Origin of the sequence: Allobosea sp. OK403 (assembly GCF_900113835.1) — a bacterium.
Lineage (GTDB): Bacteria > Pseudomonadota > Alphaproteobacteria > Rhizobiales > Beijerinckiaceae > Allobosea.
The window spans coordinates 56,784-75,328 of record NZ_FOQV01000009.1 but is presented as its reverse complement, the minus strand read 5'-3'; the positions used below and the strand labels follow the sequence as shown (position 1 = coordinate 75,328).

The 18,545-nt window shown below is 65.7% G+C and carries 13 protein-coding genes; 9 read left to right on the top strand and 4 right to left on the bottom strand.

What is annotated here, in order from left to right; genetic code table 11:
• Positions 1-72: 72 nt before the first annotated feature.
• Positions 73-957 (bottom strand): hypothetical protein, encoded by an 885-nt coding sequence (locus tag BMZ97_RS23650; RefSeq protein ID WP_092175578.1) that lies wholly within the window; start codon positions 955-957, stop codon positions 73-75.
• 523 nt (positions 958-1,480) lie between these two features.
• Here BMZ97_RS23650 and BMZ97_RS23645 point away from each other — a divergent pair.
• Genes BMZ97_RS23645 through ligD form a run of 3 tightly spaced genes read left to right on the top strand, consistent with a single transcriptional unit; the run spans position 1,481 to position 5,430 of the window.
• On the top strand, positions 1,481-1,786 hold the full coding sequence (locus tag BMZ97_RS23645) for a hypothetical protein (protein ID WP_092175576.1): 306 nt from the start codon (positions 1,481-1,483) through the stop codon (positions 1,784-1,786).
• Positions 1,786-2,715, top strand: coding sequence for a non-homologous end joining protein Ku (locus tag BMZ97_RS23640; protein ID WP_092175573.1), 930 nt, complete (start codon positions 1,786-1,788; stop codon positions 2,713-2,715). Before BMZ97_RS23645 ends, BMZ97_RS23640 begins: the two co-directional genes overlap by 1 nt.
• A gap of 18 nt (positions 2,716-2,733) precedes the next feature.
• Positions 2,734-5,430, top strand: a complete 2,697-nt coding sequence (gene ligD, locus BMZ97_RS31640) for a DNA ligase D (protein WP_244546567.1) — start codon at positions 2,734-2,736, stop codon at positions 5,428-5,430.
• Positions 5,431-5,744: 314 nt separating this feature from the next.
• Here the strand turns inward: ligD and BMZ97_RS23630 are convergent, their stop codons facing one another.
• Complete coding sequence (locus tag BMZ97_RS23630; RefSeq protein WP_092175571.1) at positions 5,745-8,141, bottom strand: xanthine dehydrogenase family protein molybdopterin-binding subunit; 2,397 nt, start codon at positions 8,139-8,141, stop codon at positions 5,745-5,747.
• A 286-nt stretch (positions 8,142-8,427) separates the two neighbouring features.
• Here BMZ97_RS23630 and BMZ97_RS31825 point away from each other — a divergent pair, with 286 nt between their 5' ends.
• From BMZ97_RS31825 to BMZ97_RS23605, 5 genes are all read left to right on the top strand, one after another.
• On the top strand, positions 8,428-9,459 hold the full coding sequence (locus tag BMZ97_RS31825; RefSeq protein ID WP_348272129.1) for a cupin domain-containing protein: 1,032 nt from the start codon (positions 8,428-8,430) through the stop codon (positions 9,457-9,459).
• Between the two features lie 207 nt (positions 9,460-9,666).
• Entirely contained in the window at positions 9,667-10,038 is a 372-nt protein-coding gene (locus BMZ97_RS23620) for a hypothetical protein (protein WP_092175567.1), read from the top strand.
• Positions 10,039-10,168: 130 nt separating this feature from the next.
• Positions 10,169-10,576 carry a FixH family protein gene (locus BMZ97_RS23615; RefSeq protein WP_092175564.1) on the top strand — a complete coding sequence of 136 codons (408 nt, stop codon included), beginning with the start codon at positions 10,169-10,171 and terminating at the stop codon, positions 10,574-10,576.
• Positions 10,573-11,973 carry an efflux RND transporter periplasmic adaptor subunit gene (locus BMZ97_RS23610; protein WP_092175561.1) on the top strand — a complete coding sequence of 467 codons (1,401 nt, stop codon included), beginning with the start codon at positions 10,573-10,575 and terminating at the stop codon, positions 11,971-11,973. Before BMZ97_RS23615 ends, BMZ97_RS23610 begins: the two co-directional genes overlap by 4 nt.
• Positions 11,970-15,173, top strand: a complete 3,204-nt coding sequence (locus BMZ97_RS23605; RefSeq protein ID WP_092175559.1) for an efflux RND transporter permease subunit — start codon at positions 11,970-11,972, stop codon at positions 15,171-15,173. Before BMZ97_RS23610 ends, BMZ97_RS23605 begins: the two co-directional genes overlap by 4 nt.
• Positions 15,174-15,224: 51 nt before the next feature.
• On the opposite strand, the gene BMZ97_RS23600 is transcribed toward BMZ97_RS23605, so the two are convergent.
• Positions 15,225-16,619: an MFS transporter gene (locus tag BMZ97_RS23600; protein WP_092175556.1), complete on the bottom strand. Its 1,395-nt coding sequence runs from the start codon at positions 16,617-16,619 to the stop codon at positions 15,225-15,227.
• Between the two features lie 98 nt (positions 16,620-16,717).
• Between BMZ97_RS23600 and BMZ97_RS23595 the strand changes: the two genes are divergently transcribed.
• The gene (locus BMZ97_RS23595; protein ID WP_139221302.1) at positions 16,718-17,680 is read left to right on the top strand and encodes a LysR family transcriptional regulator; all 963 of its coding nucleotides are present in this window, start codon (positions 16,718-16,720) and stop codon (positions 17,678-17,680) included.
• A 130-nt stretch (positions 17,681-17,810) separates the two neighbouring features.
• Here BMZ97_RS23595 and BMZ97_RS23590 read toward each other — a convergent pair whose 3' ends face one another.
• The gene (locus BMZ97_RS23590; RefSeq protein ID WP_092175551.1) at positions 17,811-18,545 is read right to left on the bottom strand and encodes an ABC transporter permease; all 735 of its coding nucleotides are present in this window, start codon (positions 18,543-18,545) and stop codon (positions 17,811-17,813) included.

Here is an 18,545-nt window from a genome sequence, read left to right as displayed (position 1 = left end):
TATCCACCGAACGCGCCTGGACTGAGGAAGCGCCGAGCAAGGCTCGCGAAAGCCTCGCCCGGCAGGACTCGTTCACCGCCGGCCGAACAAGGCGCTAAGATCCATTTCCTCGTCGCGATGCTTTCCGCCCAGTTGGGCAGCGAGCCAAGCCGCGGCAGCGCCAAGCATCAACACGGCCGCAGTCAGGAAGGCCGTGATGACCGCCGTCTTGCGCGCGCGCTCGGCGGCCTGCTTGGCGGCTTCCTTGGCCTGTTCGAGCTTGGCGAAGGCATCATCGACGCGCTTCTGGGCCTCGGGCTGCGGGATGTTCATCCGGGCAGCGACGCGCGTGGCGATGTAGTCGCGATCCGCCTGTTCGAGCTTTCCGGAACTCAGCCCGGTCAAGAGGATCCGCGAGGCTTCCTCACGCTCGCCCGCGGTCGGGGGCATCGTTCCCGTGGATCGCATGACGGAATCCAGTGCCGAGCCCAACGGGTCAGCCTGCTGGCTGATCAGGGCGGCTGCTCCCCCGGATGCCGCGGCTGCGCCAGTGACGGCTGTCTTGGCTGCACCCAATAGCGACGAGCCTGCTATCATCGTGACCAGCAATGCCCCTGCAGCCCAGACGACCAAGCCGTGCGCGCCGTCCCGGACATGGCGTTCATGGTCGCTGGCGTCGCTGGCCGGGCGACGCATGCGGCCTGCGAGATAGCCGCCGGCATAACATGCCGACACCGTGATCCAGATGGCCCAGAGGCCACCGGCGATGGTGAGAGCGATCAAGCTGGAGGAGCGCGCCGTATCGGCCGAGACCATCGACAAGCCCAGTGCCGAACCGAAAGCGGCCATCACCGTGGTGATCGCTGCGGAAAGAACGGCGCCACCGAAAATGGCGCTCCATTCGAGATAGGAGCCGTCCGAACCGCCCTTGGCGGTCGCTGGGGAGACGACGACGACGTCAGTTGTGCCCATCGACATGATGCCGCCCCCTATCGCAAGCCGAGGAACGAAAGGATGGCCAAGACGACCACGATAAGCCCGACGAGATAAATGATACCGTCCATGATGCCCTCCCGTTGCATCGTCACGCATGTGACTTCTGTTGAACGAGCATAGTGGTCACATAGTTCCCTTCGGAACCCCGATGAATGAAACACTCAGGAAGGCGATGGGTTGATCAGTCATCTAGCAGGAGGTTTGGTCATGGGACGCAGCATATTACTTTGGATGTTGGGAGTTCCCCTGCCGATCATTATTCTCCTGGCCTTGTTCCGCTAGGTGCGCGACAGAGCGATCTTGCCGGAGTGCCCAAGCACACACCCTGATGGATCTTGGATTTCGCCGCGCCTTGGGCGACTGAAGAGGCTTGGGCAACTGAAGAGCCTTGGGCAACCGAAGACATTCGCATCACAGAGCAGCAGTGGTTCGCCTTTAGCACTCGCCTGGGAACAGCCCCGTGCGAGGCACGTTGAAAGGGGTGGGCCTCTTCGGGAGTGGCGTTATGCATCTGACGGCAAAGGACAGGTTGATCGCGGCTCTGGTTGCGCAGCTTCGCGCCGAGCGCGAGACGCGCGACACGCTCGCCTTCGTCATCGCCAACGGCCAGCTCGATCGTAATGTGCTCACCGCCATCCTGACCGACCCGGTCCCGGTGTTCACGCAGGACGATCTCAATCGCGCCGAGGCTCTGTCCCGGCAGGATCTGTCCCGGCAGGACCTGTCTGGGAAGACTCTCTCCCGGCAAAATCTGTCGCGGAAAGATGCGTCCCGGCGTGGCGGCAACCCCCCGCGACGGGAGGCTGCATAATGGCTCCGCGTCCCGCCTGGAAGGGCTATCTCAAGCTCTCGCTCGTCTCCTGCGCCGTCGAATTGACTGGTGCGACGGACCACAGCGAGAAAGTCTCGTTCCGCATCCTGAACCGCAAGACCGGCAACACCGTCCGCCGGCAATATATCGACAGCGTCACCGGCAAGCCGGTGGCCGATGAGGATGAGGTCAAGGGCTACGAGATCGGTGACGATGAGTATCTGCTGGTCGAAGAGGATGAGATCGACGCGGTTCAGATCGAATCCTCGCACACCCTGGCGATCGAGCATTTCGTCGACCGCAACGATATTCCGCAGATCTATTTCGACATGCCCTATTACGTCACCCCGTCGGACAACGCCTCGGAAGAGGCCTTCGCGGTCATCCGCGAGGCGATGTCGCGGCAAGACAAGGCAGGCATTGCGCGCATCGTGCTGTATCGCCGCGAGCGCCCGGTGATGATCGAGCCCTTCGACAAGGGCCTGCTGCTGACGACGCTGCGCTACGACAAGACGGTGCGCAAGCCCGACGAGGTCTTTGCCGACCTCGCCAAGGCCAAATTGGATCGGGAGCTGATCGAGCTGGCGACCCACATCATCGACAAGAAACAGGCGGCGTTCGACCCCTCCCATTTCGAGGACGGATATGAGGCGGCGCTGCTGGAGCTGATCCAGGCCAAGCAGAAGGGCAAGAAGCCGCCGGTGGTGCAGGCGACAGAACGCCCGGCCAATGTCGTCAACCTGTTCGACGCGCTCAAGCAGAGCCTTGCCGGGGACAGCGGAGCCGAGAGCCCTGCAGCAAAGCATCCCGCATCGAAGATTCCTGCATCGAAGATTCCTGCATCGAAGGCTCCGCCAGCGGGGAAAGCGGCCGCTCAAAAGTCCGCAGCCAAACCCCGCAAGGCCGCCAAAACCCGAAAAAGAGCCTGATCGGCGGAGGCCGCGACCATGGCCAGTCTCGAGCTTTATCGTGCCAAGCGGAACTTTTCGCGCACCGGGGAGCCGAAAGGCGCGGCGGCGCGCAACAAGGCGGCAAGCCGGGGCGGTGCCTTCGTCATTCACAAACATGCGGCACGCCGCCTGCATTACGACCTCAGGCTCGAACATGACGGCGTGCTCTGGTCCTGGGCCGTGACGCGCGGTCCCAGTCTCGATCCCGACGACAAGCGCCTCGCCGTGCATGTCGAGGACCACCCGATCGAATATGGCGCCTTCGAGGGAACCATACCCGCGGGTCAATATGGCGCCGGCTCGGTCATCATCTGGGATGAAGGCCAGTGGCTTCCCGAGGGCGACCCCGCTTTCGGCATGAGCAAGGGCCATCTCGCCTTCACGCTGGAAGGGCATAAGCTCGCCGGCCAATGGCATCTGGTCCGGCTGAAACCCCGGCGCGGTGAAAAGCGCGATAACTGGCTTCTGATCAAGGTCCGGGACGAATTCGCTGGGGATGACGAGGATATCCTGGAAATCGCGCCGCTTTCGGTGAAATCCGGGCGCAGCATCGAAGAGATCGGCGCGGATGGCACGAAGCTCTGGCCGGTGACGAAGCGGCCCGGCGCGGGCGCCCACAAGGTGGCGGGCACGAAACGGCGCGCGGTCAAGAGCACGGCCAAAGCTGACGTGGCACTTCCGCCTTTCGTCGCGCCCTGCCTTGCGACCCTGCGGGACAAGCCACCCGTTGGGGACAACTGGCTGCACGAGGTCAAGTTCGACGGTTACCGGCTGCAAGCGCGGATCAAGGCCGGCCAAGGGAGCAACGAAGTGAGATTGTCGACCCGCTCGGGCCTCGACTGGACCGAGCGCTTCGGCACAACCCTTGTGGACGCTCTTGCGAAGCTGCCTTGCGAAACCGCCTTGATCGACGGTGAGGTCGTGGCTCTGGGCGAGACCGGGATTTCGTCTTTCTCGGCGCTGCAGGAGGCGCTCGCGGAAGGACGCACCGGCGCCCTCGTCTTCTTCGCCTTCGACCTGCTGCATCTCGACGGTGAGGATCTGCGGGCCGAGCCGCTGCTGGCGCGCAAGGAGCAGCTCGAAGTCCTGCTCCAGGGCGCCGCGCCCGATGGACCACTGCGCTACAACGAGCATTTCGTCGAGCCCGGCCAGACCATGCTGCGCCATGCCTGCCGCATGGGGCTGGAGGGCGTCGTCTCCAAGCGGGTCGACGCGCCCTATCGCAGCGGCCGCGGGCGCGACTGGATCAAATCGAAATGCACCCAGCGCCAGGAATTCGTCATCGCCGGCTATGTGCCGTCGAAGGGCTCAGATCACGTCGCATTCGGACGGTTCCGTCCGAATGCGAAAAACGTGATCGATTCCAGGAGTTCAGAGCATTGCTCAAGCGAAAAACCGGTGCCCACTTTTTCGCGCAATGCTCTGGGCCGTGAGCTCGGCTCGCTCGTGCTCGGCTATCACGCCGATGGCGCGCTGCAGCCAGCGGGACGCGTGGGGACCGGCTTCACCCGCAAATCCGCCGCCGCACTCAAGCGCAGGCTCGATGCGATAAAAACCGAAAACCCGCCCTTCGCGGGAACTGCCGGGCGTGACCGTGAGGTGGTCTGGGTCGAGCCCGAACTCGTCGGCGAGATCGAGTTTCGCGCCTGGACCGCCTCAAAAACCCTGCGGCATGCTTCTTTCCTCGGCCTGCGCGAGGACAAGCCCGCCACCGAGGTCGTCGCGGAAACGCCGGCTTCGTCCAAGGCGCCCTCCAAAGCTCCGGTCTCCAAGGCTGCGGCCTCGAAGGCCAAGGCCGTGTCGGCAAAGCCCATATCAACAAAGCCCGGGGCGGCGCCGGCCCGAGCCCGGACCGAGGTCAGGCTCAGCAACCCCGACAAGCCGCTCTGGCCCGATATCGGGCTCACCAAGCAGGGCCTCCTCGATTACTACGCGACCGTCTGGCCATTGATGCGGCCCTTCGTCGTCGACCGGCCTCTCAGCCTGCTGCGCGCTCCCAACGGCATCTCCGGCCACGCCTTCTTCCAGAAGCATGCCGGCCCCGGCCTGAACAAGGCGGTCGCGACACGCCGCGACACGGATGGCGAGGAGCTGCTGTATATCCGCGATTTTGACGGGCTGGCCGCGCTGGTCCAGCTCGGCACGGTCGAAATCCATGTCTGGGGCGCGACGATCGACGCGATCGAGACCCCCGACCAGGTCATCTTCGATCTCGATCCGGACGAAGGCGTGCCGCTCGAGCGCGTGCGCGAAGCCGCGCTCAGCATCCGCGAACGGCTCGGCGAGCTGGGTTTCACCAGCTTCCTGAAGACCTCCGGAGGCAAGGGCTTCCATGTCGTCCTTCCCCTGAAGCCCGGGGCCGATTGGGTCGAGGTCAAGGGTTTCGCCCGCGATTTCGCCAAGGCGATGGAGCAGGCCGATCCCAGGCGTTACACCGCGACCTTGTCGAAGAAGGCCCGCAAGGGGCGGATCTTCATCGACTATCTGCGCAATGCGCGCGGTGCCACCGCGATCGCGCCCTATTCGACACGCGCCCGCCCGGGCGCTCCGGTGGCCATGCCGATCGGCTGGGAGGCGCTCGCCAGCAGCGAGCCGAACGGCGCGAGGGCAGCCGAGATCGCCGCAGGGCAAGCTTTGAGCGACACGGTCTGGAGCGGATTCTGGCAGCCCGCGCGTGGGCTCGAGCCCGGCTAGAGCGACTGCAAGCGAATGGAACACCGGCTCGCGTGAACGCGTTTTAAAACAAAGAGTTGGAGACACTTCCTAGCAAACTGAATCGGAAGCTTCTCAAGGCGGATGAGGCGATCATGGCCGGACAGCAACAGCCGGGTGCACCTTTGCGCAGGGCCGCGGCGGACGAGCTGACGATCCGCCGCCTGCGGCGCGGCGCGGGCTTCAGCTATCTGGGCTCCATCCTAGAGCGTCATTCTCGGGCTTGTGCCCTGAGAATCTCGTGACTAAAGCGCTCTGGTTTACGAGATGGTCGGGGCAAGCCCGACCATGACGCGCTACGCCCTCGGGCCGTCCAGGCCAGCTCCGGCCCCTCCGGACCGGATCGCCCGCCAGACCGCCTGGGGCGTCGCCGGCATGTCGAGATGGGTGACGCCATGGGGCGCCAGCGCATCGACGACCGCGTTCATCACCGAGGGCAAGGAGCCAGCGCAACCCGCCTCCCCGCAGCCCTTGGCGCCGACCCGGTTATTCTGCGTCGGCACGCCCTGGCTGACGAAGGAGAAGAACGGCACATCCGCCGCCCGGGGCAAGGCATAGTCCATATAGGAGCCGCTCATCAGCTGGCCGCTGTCGTCATAGACGGTGCGCTCGAACAGGGCCTGGCCGATGCCCTGGACGACGCCGCCATGGAGCTGGCCCTCGACGATCATCGGGTTCACCACCGTGCCGAAATCATTGACCATGACATAGCGTGCGATCGCGACATGCCCGGTCTCAGGATCGATCTCGACCTCGGCGATATGGCAGCCATTGGGATAGGCCGAAGGCGCCGATTTGAAGACATGATCGACATCGAGCGACTGCGGCAGTCCCGGCGCGAGCGCCGTGCCGGCCTGCAGCCGCGCCGCGAGTTCCATGATGCCGATCGCGCGGTCGGTGCCGACCACGCTGAACCGGCCCGCGGCAAAGGCGATATCGGCGCTATCGGCCTCCAGCACATGGCCGGCGATCAGCTTGCCCTTTTCGATGACGAGATCGCTCGCCTCGATGATCGCCGAGCCGCTCGCCATCAGCGATTTCGAGCCGCCGGTGCCGCCGCCCGCGATCAGCCGGTCGCTGTCGCCCTGCACGAGCTTGATCTTGTCGAAGGGCACGCCGAGCTGGCTGGTCAGCAATTGGGCGAAGGGCGTCCAATGGCCCTGGCCGTAATCCAGCGTGCCGGTGACGATGGTCACGCTGCCATCCGGCTCGAAATGGATGCCGCCCATTTCATTGCTGGGCGGCGCCGTGACCTCGAGATAGCAGCCGATGCCGCGCCCGCGCAGCAGCCCGGCCTTCTGGCTCTTCCTCAGTCGCCCGGCATAGCCTTTCCACTCGGAGGCTTCGAGCGCCCGCTCGAACAGCGCCGGGAAATCGCCGCTGTCATAGACTGTGCCCACCGGCGTCGCCCAGGGCAGCCTCGCGGGCGGAACCAGATTGCGCCGACGCAAGTCCGCCTTGTCGATCCCCACGCCGCGGGCGGCCTTATCGATCAGCCGCTCCATCAGGTAATTGCCTTCCGGGCGGCCGGCACCGCGATAGGCGCCGATCGGGGCCGTATTGGTCACCGCGCAACGCGTCTTAACCTCGACCAGCGGCGTCCTGTACATGCCGACCGAGTTCTTGCCGATATTCAGCGTCGCCATCAGCGGCCCGGCGGGCGTGACATAGGCGCCCATATTCGCCACGCCGGTGAAGCGCGTCGCGAGAAAGCGCCCGCGTGCGTCCAGCGCCAATTCAGCCTCGAAGACCATGTCGCGGCCATGGTGATCCGAGACGAAGCTCTCCGAGCGCTGATCGGTCCACCGGACCGGCCGCTTCAGCATGCGGGCGGCATGGAGCAGCACGACATATTCGGGAAACACGGCGGCTTTCATGCCGAAGGAGCCGCCGACATGGCCGGTGACCAGGCGCATCCCGGCAGGCTTCACCCCCATGGCCGCGGCCAAACTGTTACGCATGCCGAAGGCGCCCTGGCTCGGCGCATGCAGCGTGTAGCGCTTCGACTTAGCCTCAAAGCTCGCAATCGCGGCGCGCGGCTCGATCGGGTTGACGACGACGCGGTTGTTGACGATCCGCAACCGGGCGACATGCGCGGCCTCAGTAAAGGCGGCTGCGACCTTGGCGGCGTCGCCGGAGTGGAAATCGACGATCAGATTGCCGGCGACGTCGTCATAGAGCTGCGGAGCCCCAGGCTTAAGCGCCGCCTCGGCATCCGTGACGGCGGGCAGGATCTCAATGTCGAGCCTGACCATCTCCGCAGCGTCGCGGGCCTGCTCGGCGCTGCGCGCGACGACGACCGCGACGGGGTCGCCGACGAAGCGGACCTTGCCTTCCGCCAGCGCCGCACGCCCAGGCTTTCGCATCGCGGTCCCATCGCGGGCGGGTATATCGACCACCGTCAGGATGGCGTTGTAGCCGTGGCCGTCGAGGTCGGCTGCGGTATAGACCGCGACGACGCCCTTCATCGCGCGCGCCTCTGCCGTGTCCACCGCCTTCAGATCGCCATGCGCATGCGGGCTGCGCACGAAGGCCGCGAAAAGCTGCCGCTCGACGCTGAGATCATCGGTATAGCGCCCCTGCCCCTGCACGAGGATCGCGTCCTCCCGGCGCGGCACGCGCTGGCCGATCTCGACCGAAGCCGCGGCAGCGCCACCAAGGGAAACGTCAGCAGGAGAAACGCGAGAGTTCATCAGGTACCGGCCATAGGAGAACGGGAGAGATCGGCGAACGGGCGAGGAAAGCTCAGCATCATTGATAGGGCCGGTATTGGACCCGCTGAAAGAGCACCCGATGCAGCCCCGCCAAGCGCCCAGCGGTTGCGAAACGCGCAGAGCATGCCAAACTCACAGGCGGTCGCCAAACTCATGGACCGAGCCGGCCTCGTCGCGAAGGCAGGCTCGCAAAAGCGTGATGCTTGGCTACCCCGCGGCTGGGCAGTACGAAACAGGTGTCCTGATGGGCCTTCGCTTCATTTTCATGCTCACACGCAACGACCGCACGGTCAGCGATGCGATGGAGCAGCTTGCGATCGCGCTGGCGCTCGGCGTCCGGCATATCGGCTTCAAGGATATCGGCCTGCCGCTCGACAAGCTGAAGGAACTCAAGACCGCGATCAGGGCGGGCGGCGCGACCTCCTATCTCGAGGTGGTTTCGCTCGATCGCGACAGCGAAATCGCATCGGCGAAAGCCGCCGTCGAGATCGGCATCGACATTCTGCTCGGCGGCACCAGGGTCGATGAAGTCCTGCCGATCCTTGCCGGCACGACGATCCAGTACTGCCCGTTCCCGGGCAGGATTTCCGGGCATCCCAGCGTTCTCGAAGGGACGATCGACGAGATCGTCGCCAGCGCGCGAGCGCTTGCCGCGCGCGAGGGCGTGCACGGGCTCGATCTCCTGGCCTATCGCTCGCATGAGAACGTGCCGGCGCTGATCGCGGCCGTCTGTGGTGCAGTGTCCAAGCCCGTCTATGTGGCGGGATCGATCGACACGCCAGGCCAGATTGCCGCGCTGAAGCAGGCCGGGGCGGCCGGCTTCACCATCGGCACGGCCGCGCTGGACGGGAAATACCCGGCCGACGGCACGGATGTGCCGCGCCAGCTGGCGACGATCATCCGCGATGTCGCAAAGCTCAACCGGCACATCTCGCCGTTTCACAAGGATAATCTGACGCACGCTTTCGGACGCTTTTCCGAGAGGCGATTTTCCGACGCCTGGCCGCCTCGCCTCGCCGCTTCGGTCAATAATCCGCGGATCAAGCTGGCGAGGCTCGAGGGCGAGACCGGCTGGCATTTCAACAACCGGGAGGACGAGGTCTTCTTCGTCCATAAGGGCCGGCTTTTGATGAAGTTCCGCGACCGCGACGAGGTGATCGAGGAAGGCGAGTTCATCCTCGTGCCACGCGGCGTCGAGCGCTGCCCGACCGCGCTGGAAAAGCTCTGCGAGGTCGTCATGCTCGAAATCGACGCGACGCGCCACGACAGCCAAGGCAGCAAGGAACAACGCGCCTGAAGCCTGCGCCCGGGCGCAGGCTTCAGCTCAGCTTTTGATTCAACGGGATCGGAAACTGCTGTAGCTCTTTGTTTTAACACCTTGTTTTAATGTGTTTTCTTGACGTGAATTACCTCCGCTTCACTCGATGTCTCGCCATGAGCAGTTGACGATCTCTTGAAGTCGCCGGCCTTCCGCGAACAGCCCGCATGTGGCACTCATCGCCCCATGAAGCTCCGGCTCCTCGCGCATTGTCTGGTTCTGGCCCTGTTCGTCACGGCCAGCGTCCTGACGGCTTTCGTCAGCCCGGCCAAGGCAGGCTATGGCCGCGTCGAGGTCGAGGCGACGATGCCGATGGCGTCCGACATGCCATGCTGCCCACCCGATCAGGGTGGGCAGCCGGACTGCAAGACGACCTGCCCGGCCTTGACCTTCTGCCTGGCCAAATGCTTCGCCAGCGAGCCGTTGCAGGCCTTTGCCAGGCTCGCGCAGCCGATCATCGTCGCGCTTGGAATTGCCGGCGACGACGCCGCGCAGGCCTCGCGGCCTTTCGAGCCGCCGGCACGACCGCCCCGAACCCAAGGCAGCGCCGGCGCCTGAGCGCCGGCTCCGGCTGCGCGGGTGATCCGGCGCAGTCGCCTGAGCCGTGGCTTTCGCCACGCGAAATGGCCGTGCGCAGGCCTGGCCGTGCACAAGCGCGGCAGCCTGACCCATTCGGGATTCAAAGATCATGACCTCTTTCACCACAACGCGCGCGCTCGCCGCCGTGCTTTCGCTTGCGACCTTGGTGCTCAGTGCGCCTTCGGCACGAGCCGACATCAAGGACTATGAGTTTCGCCTGACTCAAAGCGAACTGAAGCAGGGCAACGGCGTCATCGTCACCGTGCAGCTCATCGACAGGCGCTCGGGCAAGCCGGTGCCCGATGCGGTGATCATCGCCAAGCGCCTCGACATGGAGCCGGACGGCATGGCGATGATGGCGGCGCCGATCGAGACCTCGGCCTCGACGGAACCCGGCACCTACCGCTTCAAGGCCGATCTGACGATGGCGGGAGGCTGGCGCCTTTCGCTCGGTGCCAAGATCCAGGGCGAGACCGGCACGCTCGAAAACAAGCTGACCCTCAAGGCCGTGCCATGAACCGCATCGCCCTCACGGGCCTCGCCCTCACCGTCGTCATGACGGCGGGGGGCGCGGGCTATTGGGCGGGGCACCGGGGTCTTCCGGTGCCTGGCCCCAGCGAATGGCGCGGGGGCGAAGGCACGCGCGCGGCTGGAGAGCCTGCCGGAACGGGCGCGGTGATCTACTACCGGGATCCCGACGGGAAGCCGCTCTATGCGGCAGAGCCGCGCCGAACGGTGGATGGCAGGGCGTACCGGGCCGTCCGCGCCAGCGAGGATGTCAGCTTCGACGAGCCGGCCGCGCCGCCGGTCCGGGCCACTGAGGCGAAAGCTGAGCGCAAGCTGCTCTATTACCGCAACCCGATGGGGCTGCCCGATACCTCGCTCGTGCCGAAGAAGGACGGGATGGGGATGGACTACCTCCCGGTCTATGCGGGCGATAACGACGATGGAAACAGCGTCAAGGTCAGCCCCGGCAAGCTGCAGCGCACGGGCGTCCGCTCCGAGCCGGCCGAGCGGCGCGTCCTGTCGCTGCCCGTGCGGGCCTCCGGCACGATCCAGCTCGACGAACGGCGTATCACAGTCGTGACGACGCGCTCTGACGCTTTCATCGACCATGTCGAGAACGTCACGACGGGTGACCAGGTCCGCAAAGGGCAACCTTTGCTGCGATTCTATTCTCCCGAGATCGCAGCCGCATCCGCGCAATATCTGTCCAGCCTCGGGGTGCAGGGCGCGCGGCAGCGTCTCGAAAACCTCAACGTTCCCGCTGAGGTGATCGCCGAGATCGAGCGCAGCCGGAAAGTCACGACCTCGATCGTCTGGACGGCGCCGCGCGATGGTGTCGTCACCGAGCGCAATGTCGTCGATGGCATGAAGGCAGCGCCCGGCGACGTCCTGTTCCGGCTCGCTGACGTATCGACGGTCTGGGCGCTCGTCGACGTCAATGAGCGCGACTTGCCGATGATAGAGCTCGGCCAGGCCGTGACGGTCCACGCCCGCGGCTTCGTCGGCCGGAGCTTCACCGGCCAGGTCGCCGTCGTCTATCCGCAGGTCAATCGGCAGACGCGGACCACGCGCGTGCGCGTCGAGCTCGCCAATCCCGAGGGCATCCTTCGTCCCGACATGTATGTCGACGCCGAGATCGCCACCGGCGCCCAAGCGCCGGTGATCACCGTTCCCATGAGCGCCGTCATCGATAGTGGCACGCGCCAGGTCGTGATCATCGACAAAGGCGAAGGCCGCTTCGAGCCGCGCCCGGTCAAGCTCGGCCAGCGCAATGCTGACTTCGTCGAGGTCCGGGACGGCGTAGCGGAGGGCGACCAGGTCGTCATCGCAGCCAATTTCCTGATCGATGCCGAAAGCAACCTCAAAGCCGCCTTGCAGGGCCTGACCGCCGCGGGAGAGGCAAAATGATCGCATCCCTCATCACCTGGTCGGCCCGCAACGTCATGCTTGTGCTGATCGCAACCCTGTTCGCGGTCGCCGGTGGGCTCTACGCGCTGAGCCACCTGCCGCTCGACGCGATCCCGGACCTCTCCGACACGCAGGTCATCGTCTACACCGAAAACCCCGGCCAGGCCCCGCAGGTGGTCGAGGACCAGGTCACCTATCCCTTGACGACCGCAATGCTGACCGTGCCGAAGTCGAAGGCGGTGCGCGGATTCTCGTTCTTCGGCGTCTCCTTCGTCTACATCATCTTCGAGGACGGCACCGACATCTACTGGGCGCGCTCGCGCGTGCTCGAATACCTGAACGCCGCGGCCAAGCGCCTGCCGAGCGGCGTCACGCCGACGCTCGGCCCCGATGCGACCGGCGTCGGCTGGGTCTATCAATATGCCGTCACGGCGCAGAACCAGAGCCTGGCGGAGACGCGCACCACGCAGGATTACGCGCTGCGCTATGGCCTCGCCAAGGCCGAAGGCGTGGCGGAGATCGCCAGCGTCGGCGGCTTCGTCAAGCAGTACAACGTCATCGTCGATCCACAGCGGATGCGCGATCTCGGCATCGCGCTCGATAAGGTGCGCGAGGTCATTCGCGCCAGCAATACCGATGTCGGCGGACGCACGATCGAGCTGTCCGGGTTCGAATTCATCGTGCGCGGCAAGGGCTACCTGCGTGGGATCGACGACATCGGCAAGATCGTGCTGAAGACAGATAACGGCACGCCGGTGCTGCTCCGGGACTTGGCGCGCGTCGAGCTGGGGCCGGACGAGCGGCGCGGCATCACCGAACTCAATGGCGAAGGCGAGGTCGCTAGCGGCATCGCCCTGCAACGCTCCGGCTCCAATGCGCTCGATGTCATCGACAGCGTCAAGCAGCGCATCGCCACCCTGATGCCGAGCCTGCCGGAGGGCACGAAGATCGTGCCGGTCTATGACCGCTCCGAGCTGATCAACTCCGCCATCGAGACGCTGAAGCACACGTTGATCGAGGAGAGCATCATCGTCGCGCTCGTCTGCATCGTGTTCCTGCTGCATACCCGCAGCGCGCTCGTCGCCATCCTGATGCTGCCCGTCGGCATCCTGATGGCCTTCGGCGCGATGCGCCTGCTGGGCCTGGGCGCCAACATCATGAGCCTCGGCGGCATCGCGATCGCGATTGGCGCCATGATCGACGGCGCGATCGTGATGATCGAGAACGCCCACAAACATCTGGAGCGCGCCGCGCCCGGCAGGTCCCGGGCCGAGGTGCTGATCGAAGCTGCGCGCGAAGTGGGGCCATCGCTGTTCTTCAGCCTGCTCGTCATCACCGTATCGTTCATGCCGATCTTCACGCTCGAATCGCAGGAGGGCCGCCTGTTCGGCCCGCTTGCCTTCACCAAGACGTTCGCGATGGCCGCCGCCGCCATCCTGTCGATCACGCTGGTGCCGGCGCTGATGATCCTGTTCGTGCGCGGCAAGATCATCCCGGAACACAAGAACCCGATCAACCGCGCGCTGATCTGGGTCTACCGGCCGCTGATCCGCGGCGTGCTCAAGGCCAAGGCGCTGACGATCGTGCTGGCGCTCGTGGTGCTGGGGGCCAGCGCCTGGCCGCTCGGGAAGCTCGGCACCGAGTTCATGCCGGCATTGAATGAGGGCACGCTGCTGTTCATGCCGACGACGCTGCCGGGGATTTCGGTGACGTCGGCGGCCCAATTGCTGCAGACGCAGGACCGCATCATCAAGGGTTTCCCCGAGGTCGCGTCGGTCTATGGCAAGGCCGGGCGGGCCGACACCTCGACCGATCCCGCGCCGAGCGAGATGTTCGAGACGGTCGTCAACCTCAAGCCCAAGGGTCAGTGGCGGCCGGGGGTCACGACCGAGAGCCTCACCGCGGAGATGGACAAGGCCCTGCAGTTCCCCGGCGTCTCGAACGCCTGGACCATGCCGATCAAGGCCCGCACCGACATGCTCGCCACCGGCATCCGCACGCCGGTCGGCATCAAGGTGCTCGGCCGAGACCTCGCCGAGATGGAAAAGACCGCGCGCGAGATCGAAGCCGTGATGCACAACGTTCCCGGCACGTCCAGCGCCTATGCCGAGCGCGTCATCGGCGGCTACTATCTCGACATCGTGCCGGACCGGGACGCGCTCGCCCGCTACGGGCTGATGGTGGGAAACCTGCAGGACACGATCTCGATGGCGCTCGGCGGCGACGCGGTCACGACGACCATAGAGGGCCGGGAGCGCTACACCGTCAATGTCCGCTACCCACGCGACCTGCGCAGCGACCCGCAGGCCATTGCGCGCGACGTGCTGATCTCGATGCCGGGCGGCGGCACGGTGCCGCTCGGCGAAGTCGCCAAGGTCCAGCTCGCGCGCGGCCCGACCTCGATCCGGACCGAGAACGGGCAGCTCGCCCTCTACATCTTCGTGGACATGCACGACCGAGATCTCGGCGGCTACATCGCCGATGCGCAGAAGGCCGTGACCGACGGCGTTCGCTTTCCGCCAGGCACCTATGTGCAGTGGAGCGGGCAGTTCGAATACCTGGAGCGCGCCACGGAGAAGCTGAAGATCGTCGTCCCCGTGACGCTGCTGATCATCTTCCTGCTGCTCTATCTGAATTTCCGGCGGCTGACCGAAACCCTGATCGTCATGCTGTCCTTGCCCTTCGCGCTTGTCGGCGGGCTGTGGCTGATGTGGTGGCTCGGCTTCAACATGTCGGTTGCGGTCGTGGTGGGGTTCATCGCCCTGTCCGGGGTCGCCGCCGAAACCGGCGTCGTCATGCTGATGTATCTCGACCAGGCCCTGAACGAGGTCCGGGCGAGACGGCAAGCCGCTGCTCATGCGTTCATGCGCGCCGATCTCGATAAGGCGATCATGCTGGGCGCGGTCGAGCGGGTGCGGCCGAAGATGATGACCGTGGTGGCCATCATGGCGGGCTTGATTCCGATCCTCTGGAGCACGGGAACCGGCTCCGAGATCATGCAGCGCATCGCCGTCCCGATGATCGGCGGCATGGTCTCCTCGACCCTGCTGACGTTGATCGTGATCCCGGCGATCTACAGCCTGGTCAAGGGCTGGGGGCTGCCAGATCAGGACGCATCGAGCGCCGCCGTGGCTGCACCCGCATCCAGCGGGGCTGGACCGATTGCACCGGATCCTGCCGTCATTCCTGTGCGGCGCTGATCACCTCCATCGGCCGATCCCAAACGGACATGGACCCGACGCCATGCCACATCAGGCTCCAGCCCGGTGCCTTCGGTTCAATGAAGCCGGGAGCAGCAGGCAAGCCAGCACGCCGCACGCCGACGCGACAGCGGCAAAGCCGAAGGGCCAGACGAAGCCGGCAGCGGCAAGGTCGAACGGCGCAAGCGCGCCAAGCGCGGCGACGCCCATCGCAAAACCGGCCTGTCTCGCGATGACGGTGACGGCCGATGCCATGCCGCTGGCCTCCGCCGGCGCGAGCGCCATCACGGCCCCGGACAATTGCGGATGCGACAGCGCCGCCCCTATGCCGATCAGCATCATCCCGGCGAAGGCCCATGCGACCGCCGGCACCCTAGCTTCCGTGAGCGCCGCTACGGCCAGCGCGCATCCGCCAATCGCGACCAGCGTCAGCGCCGACGCGAACAGCCGCCGCCAGCCCAGCCGGGATGCGAGGCGACCGCCAAAGGGCGGGATGACGAGCATCGGGAGGGTCGCGGCCAGCAGCCCCAACCCGGCCGACCTGGCCGTCCAGCCGAAGGCGCTGCCCAGGAAAAGCGGCAGGTAGACGAGGACGGCCCAATATCCCGCCGAGACGGCCAGCAGCAAGGCGGCGACGCCGGCCATCGGCCGGCTCGCGAAAACGGCCGGATCGAGCATCGGCCGCGGCTGCCGCCGTTGCCGGACGGTGAACAACGCGACAAGCCCGGCACCCGCCGCGAGCCCGATCGCCATGCGGATCAGCGAATGGCGGGCCTCCAGGATAGCATCGATCACCAGCCCCAACGCCAGGGTCAGGATAACGACCCCAAGCCAGTCCAGCGGCTTGTCCGTGTCGTCGCGCATCTCGGCCACGATACGCGGCACCACAAGCGCGATCAGGGCGCAGAACGGCAGATTGGCCAGGAAGATCCATCGCCATCCCAGCTCGGAGCTGATCACGCCGCCCAGGCTCGGCCCCAACGCCATCGCGACCCCGGAAACGACGCCGACGATGCCGAAGGCGCGGGCCCGCGGTCCCGGCGCCGGAAACGCGGACGCGATCAAGGCGAAAGCCCCGGTCACGAGAAAGGCCGCGCCGCCGCCCTGAGCCGCGCGGGCCATGAGGAAGAACGGACTGTTCCACGCAAGGCCACAGGCAAGGGATGCTAGGAGGAACCAGGCATTTCCGATGATGAGCGTCCGCCGCCGGCCGAAGCGGTCGGCCAGGGCGCCCGCCACGAGCAAGGTCGCGGTAAAGGCTATGCTGTAGGCATCGACGATCCAGGCCAGGCCGTCCACGGGGACGCCGAGATCCGTCCCGATTGCCGGCATGACGACCACGACCGAGGTCACGTCGAAATTCGCCAGGAAAGCTCCAAGGCCCAGCGTGGCTGCGGTCAGCCGGCTACGGGCATTCCAGGCATCGTCTTCCAGAAAGTGCTGCATGGCTCCGGCATGACGTGTCAGGCCAGCCCACGGCAAATGAGCATTGCTCCGCACGGCATGAAGCTGTTTCATGCGGTGTGCGTTCCATCTCAGCCCAGATGCCGCCTTTCGCGGGCCTGCTCACGTTCGAGGCTGTGCTACGGCTCGGCAGCATGACGCTCGCCGCCGATGAGCTCGGCCTGACGCAGAGTGCCGTCAGTCACCGGATACGGGCGTTGGAGAGCTTCTTCGGCGCCCCCCTGCTTGAACGGCTCAACCCCGGCCTGCGCGCGACCGAGGCAGGCCTGCGGCTCGCGCGCGAGCTCGCTCCGCTGCTGGGCACGATCGCGGGTATGCGACGCCGGATCGCCGACCAGCGGGGGCCGCGGGTCTTCCGGCTCGGCCTCAGCCCGTCACTGCTGGCTTGGTGGCTGTCGCCCCGCCTCCCCTCTCTCTGCAATGCCTTTCCAGATCTGTCGATTGAGGTTTGTACCTGGGACACGGCGGCCGAGGCCGCGCGCACCGAGGTCGACCTTGCCCTGCTGTGGCTGCCGCAGGCTGGCAGGCTGCAGGCTGACACGATGCAGGTCGACACCATGGGAGAAGCCCGCGAGCTGCCTTTCCCGTCCGAGAGCGTCTTCCCGGTCGTCGCACCGAGGCTGCTGGAGACCATCGGCCCAGGTCAGGATTGGCGGGCGCTGCCGCTGCTGGCGAAAGGACGGCGAGGCGATGAGACGGAGCGGGAATGGTCCTGGACGACCTGGCTGCGGAAAGGTCCCGGCCTTGAGGCGTTGCGCTTCCGTGATATCGGCAGCTCCCTCCAGGCAGCGCTGGATGGCAACGGCGTCGCTCTGGCGCGTTCGCTGCTCGTCGCCGATGCCTTGCGTCAGCAACGCCTGGTGCGCCTGCCCGGGCTGGGCGAGGCGCATGCCTGCTCCAACACGCAGGTCGCCCAGTGGCGGGATCCCCGGGACCGGACGGCCGAGCGCATGGCGGCCTGGCTCGTATCGTCAGCGGGGCAGGACATGACGGCCGATGCTGGCATGGCGACTGGGGAAGGCATGGCGGCTGGCGCGTCGTGATTCAACTGTCGGCAGCGAAGCGACGTCATATCTGCCGCCCGCCGATCCCCATCATCCCAGCACCCCCTTGACCATGTCCGGATCCGAAGCCGATGTGGGTTCATCCATCAGCAGGATCTTGGGCTTCATATTAGCCGTGAGCCGCCACGGCTGCCTTCGCGAGGATACCGGGATCCACCGCCTTCAAATTCTCGATGGCCAGCCGCCGTTCGAGCTTGCGCAGCGCCCATGAGAGCGTTGTCGTGATGCAGAAATAGATGGTGCCCGCGGTCAGAAACACTTCGTAGGGGGCGTAGGTGTTCGTCACTTCCAGACGCGCAACGCCGGTCAGATCGAGCAGCGTGATCGTGCTCGCCAGCGAGGTCGCTTTCACCGTCAGGATGATCTCGTTCTCGTAAGCGGGGAGCGCGGCGCGCATGGCGAGCGGAAGGGTGACCAGGAACTGCGTTTGAAACCATGACAGCCCCATGGAGTGCGCCGCCTCGACGAGCCCCTTCGGGATCAACCTCAGCGCCCCCGAGATGATTTCGGCGGTGTAGGCTGCCGAGTTCAGACCCAGCGCCAGGATCACGCAGAAGAACGGGTCGCGGAAGACGGGCCAGAGGAAGGAGCTGCGCACGATCTCGAACTGGGCGAGGCCGTAATAGACCAGAAAGACCTGCAGCAGCGCGGGTATGCCCCGGATGATCAGGATGTAACCGTTTGCAGGCAGCGACAGCCATGTCGACGTCGCATTTCGGGCAAAGGCCAGCGGCACGGCCAGGAGCATTCCGACGATCAAAATCAGGATGGCCAGCTTTCCCGTCATGCCCAGGCTTTTGAGCATCGGCGGAAGGACGTCGGCCATGATCGAGACATCCAGCAT

Coding starts and splice junctions, on each gene's coding strand:
- BMZ97_RS23650 (WP_092175578.1), bottom strand. CDS start 957: ATGTCGATGGGCACAACTGACGTCGTCGTCGTCTCCCCAGCGACCGCC.
- BMZ97_RS23645 (WP_092175576.1), top strand. CDS start 1,481: ATGCATCTGACGGCAAAGGACAGGTTGATCGCGGCTCTGGTTGCGCAG.
- BMZ97_RS23640 (WP_092175573.1), top strand. CDS start 1,786: ATGGCTCCGCGTCCCGCCTGGAAGGGCTATCTCAAGCTCTCGCTCGTC.
- ligD (WP_244546567.1), top strand. CDS start 2,734: ATGGCCAGTCTCGAGCTTTATCGTGCCAAGCGGAACTTTTCGCGCACC.
- BMZ97_RS23630 (WP_092175571.1), bottom strand. CDS start 8,141: ATGAACTCTCGCGTTTCTCCTGCTGACGTTTCCCTTGGTGGCGCTGCC.
- BMZ97_RS31825 (WP_348272129.1), top strand. CDS start 8,428: ATGCTCACACGCAACGACCGCACGGTCAGCGATGCGATGGAGCAGCTT.
- BMZ97_RS23620 (WP_092175567.1), top strand. CDS start 9,667: ATGAAGCTCCGGCTCCTCGCGCATTGTCTGGTTCTGGCCCTGTTCGTC.
- BMZ97_RS23615 (WP_092175564.1), top strand. CDS start 10,169: ATGACCTCTTTCACCACAACGCGCGCGCTCGCCGCCGTGCTTTCGCTT.
- BMZ97_RS23610 (WP_092175561.1), top strand. CDS start 10,573: ATGAACCGCATCGCCCTCACGGGCCTCGCCCTCACCGTCGTCATGACG.
- BMZ97_RS23605 (WP_092175559.1), top strand. CDS start 11,970: ATGATCGCATCCCTCATCACCTGGTCGGCCCGCAACGTCATGCTTGTG.
- BMZ97_RS23600 (WP_092175556.1), bottom strand. CDS start 16,619: ATGCAGCACTTTCTGGAAGACGATGCCTGGAATGCCCGTAGCCGGCTG.
- BMZ97_RS23595 (WP_139221302.1), top strand. CDS start 16,718: ATGCCGCCTTTCGCGGGCCTGCTCACGTTCGAGGCTGTGCTACGGCTC.
- BMZ97_RS23590 (WP_092175551.1), bottom strand. CDS start 18,545: ATGCTGGATGTCTCGATCATGGCCGACGTCCTTCCGCCGATGCTCAAA.